Annotated in this window: 1 protein-coding gene; it reads right to left on the bottom strand. The window is 44.1% G+C overall.

Going from position 1 to position 254, the window contains the following annotated elements; translation table 11 throughout:
* The coding region (locus AC0IXA_RS27810) for an aldehyde dehydrogenase family protein (protein ID WP_471814963.1) at positions 1 to 239 on the bottom strand (239 nt) is incomplete at its 3' end.
* Positions 240 to 254 lie beyond the last annotated feature (15 nt).

The raw sequence follows: 254 nt of genomic DNA, 5'->3' as shown, positions 1-254 counted from the left end.
CCTGATTGCTTATATCCTCCAAACGGGGAGGCGGCATCAAAGACATTATAGCAGTTGACCCAAATTGTTCCTGCTTCAAGACGTGCAGCAATATCGTGGGCATGCTTTAAGTTTTCTGTCCAAAGTCCTGCTGCTAATCCATATTCAGACTGGTTGGCCCGTTCGACCACTTCATCAATGGAATCGTAAGGAATTGCAGATAAAACAGGTCCGAAGATTTCTTCTTTGGCAATGGTCATTTCATCTTCTACATC

Source organism: Pseudomonas sp. AC083 (assembly GCF_979253165.1).
Note: the sequence above shows the minus strand (reverse complement) of the source record. Positions and strands in the feature narration are given on the sequence as shown.